Here is a 2,529-nt window from a genome sequence, read left to right on the forward strand (position 1 = left end):
TCGCTGCGGTGATAGGCTGACCACCGGCGCCTGTTACGGATAGCGCTGTAGCCCCGGTCACGCCGTCCACCAGGTGTTTGCCAGCCACCCAGACATCCCCGGACATGGTGACCGGATAGGAAAAAAACAAGAAGGCCCGCCCGGTCAATGCCGGGTTAAGAATATTGCGCCCCGTACCACCAAACACCTCTTTTCCGATAACCACACCAAAGGAGATGCCAAGCGCCACCTGCCACAAGGGGATGGTGGGGGGTAGGGTCAAAGGTAAAAGCAGCCCTGTGACCAGGAAGCCTTCGGATATATTATGCCTCCGCACCACGGCAAAAAGAAACTCCCAGGCAAAGCCCACCACATAAGAAACAATGATCATGGGCAGTACATACCAGGCACCCGTAAGAAAGCATTTTGCCATGGACAAGGTTTCCCCGGTCCCGATGCTGGCCTGGTATCCGACATTATATATCCCGAAAAAGGTGACCGGCAAAAGTGCCAGGATCACGATGCTCATGTAGCGTTTCAGATCCAGGTGATCCCGGACAAAGGGCATGACACGGGTTTTGGCCGACGGCACAAAGAAAAATGTTTTTGTGGCGTCCCAGACAGGTTCATACTTTTTATACTTCCCGTCCGCGGTAAACAAGGGCCGTGTATCATCAAAAAACTTTTTCAGGAGATTCTTCATTATTTGTCCTTGTAATAGCCATCCATGGCGTCCGAAAGGATTTGGGTCAGTTCAATTTTGGAGGGGCAGGCAAATGAGCACAGCCCGCACTTGCAGCAGTCCATGAGCCCCAGCGCCAAGGCGTCTTCAAGGTCATCTGCATGCAGCGCCTTCATGATAAAGGAGGGCATAAGACCATTGGGGCAGATGCGTTCGCAATATGAACAATTAATGCAGGCCCTTACTTCCCCGTGAAGGGTGCAATCCATTTTTGCCGGACGTCTGAACAGAGAAGACAGAAACGTGGACGATAAGGTGGGCTTGTCAAGGCCGGGCCGGGCAAAACCGAACATCTCTTCCCCGGGCCCCGCCTCAATGATATTAACCGTGTTTTCAAAAAAACCGATATGGGCATCTTTTTCCAGGATCCTGCCGTTGAACCGTCCTGTGGTGGCAATAGTTTGTCCATGCATTTGGGCGGCCAAGACAGACAAAGGCATGCCCTGGCGACCCAGCATATGAGGGCGTCGGTCCCCGGGCCGGGTAATGGTGACGATCTTGTCAACCGGATACCGACCGGAAAGTAAAAAGCGGCCCATCATGACCAGGTGATCCAGGCGGATGCACCAGGAACTGTTCTCCGCCGCCTGTTGCTTGATCTGATAAAGTACGGCACCGGGCTGCCAGGCAGGATAAATGTCCGGGGCTGTATGGGTGATCTGATCCGCCACGGAACTGCCTATCTCCCGGATGCCTTTAAGGCGGCTTTCCCGGCAGACCACGGCAAGTTGATGCGAAAATCTGCGTAAGACCGCCATGCCCGCTTCAAAGGCAGCAATGTTGCCTTTAAGGATTATGGCCGGGTGCGGCGAAAAGAGATCATTGCCGTCCATGGCCACAATAATCATGGCAGGGGAATGATCCGGATCGGCGACATCCAGCGCTGGAAACTGGCGCAGGCCCTGCCACAGGCCGCCATTTTTCAAGTTCGTCACAAGCGCATTCCGGGGCATGCCGACGATGCCCTCCAAAGTCACAGGATCATATTCAACATACTCATCTTCGGACTCAGTTGCGATCACTACCTCCATCAGCCGTCGACGATGCCCGTAAACTACCTTTTCCACCCGGCCGGTTCCAGGGGAAACATATTGTATGGTTGTATCCCGTTTATCCGTGAACAGCGGCTGGCCGGTTTTAACGCGCAGCCCCTCTTTAATCAGCAATTTTGGCCGGATATGCGGTATGTCCCCGGCACAGCATCCCAGACTGGGCGGCAGGGCCAGGGGAACACAACTCAGATCGGGCTCTTCAGGCACATTCAGGTCAAATCCCCGGAAAATTTTTAACGTTTTCATTTAATTATCCCATGTTTGTTGCCGGCAGTGAACAGAATATAGATACTTTTTTTCGAATGGGCACAAATTTTTGACTCGCATCTTTTTTCAGGTTTTTATTGTACCAGATACCGAAATAAGATCAAATGTATAAACATGATCCTTTTAAATTTAATACATTGATTGTCTATGATCCATTTAGGGCTTGGTCATAACATCGGCCACAGCCTAAGTTGGGTTGAACGAAGTGAAACCCAACAACTTATCGGCGTTGGGTTTCGTTCCTCAACCCAACCTACCAAAAATTCGGATGGCCTCAAATATGACCAAGGCCTCCATTTATAATTGACATGAAACTGCAGGCAGGTTAAATGCTATTGCCTTGGGGGTTCCTGGTTTACCCCTTGATTTTCCGACATAGAAAGAATAGAAGAGAAATCTAGTTCAAACTAACGGCCATGGGCCGATCTGGTCGATCAACACCCAGGCTTAACCCACAACAAAGTTTGAAATATCTGAGTAACTTACCCA

General features: G+C 51.1%; 2 protein-coding genes. Both read right to left on the minus strand.

Features of this window, described 5'->3' with window-relative positions; genetic code table 11:
• On the minus strand, positions 1–682 hold a 682-nt coding region (locus B3D59_RS10125), incomplete at its 3' end, for an RnfABCDGE type electron transport complex subunit D (protein ID WP_286819511.1).
• Positions 682–2,019 carry a 4Fe-4S dicluster domain-containing protein gene (locus tag B3D59_RS10130; RefSeq protein WP_286819513.1) on the minus strand — a complete coding sequence of 446 codons (1,338 nt, stop codon included), beginning with the start codon at positions 2,017–2,019 and terminating at the stop codon, positions 682–684. The genes B3D59_RS10130 and B3D59_RS10125, both read right to left, overlap by 1 nt.
• Between the last annotated feature and the right edge of the window lie 510 nt (positions 2,020–2,529).

Origin of the sequence: Desulfobacter sp. UBA2225 (genome assembly GCF_002348205.1) — a bacterium.
GTDB lineage: Bacteria > Desulfobacterota > Desulfobacteria > Desulfobacterales > Desulfobacteraceae > Desulfobacter > Desulfobacter postgatei.

Excerpts from the sequence above, each read along its gene's own strand:
- B3D59_RS10130 (WP_286819513.1), bottom strand. The coding sequence starts at position 2,019 with ATGAAAACGTTAAAAATTTTCCGGGGATTTGACCTGAATGTGCCTGAA.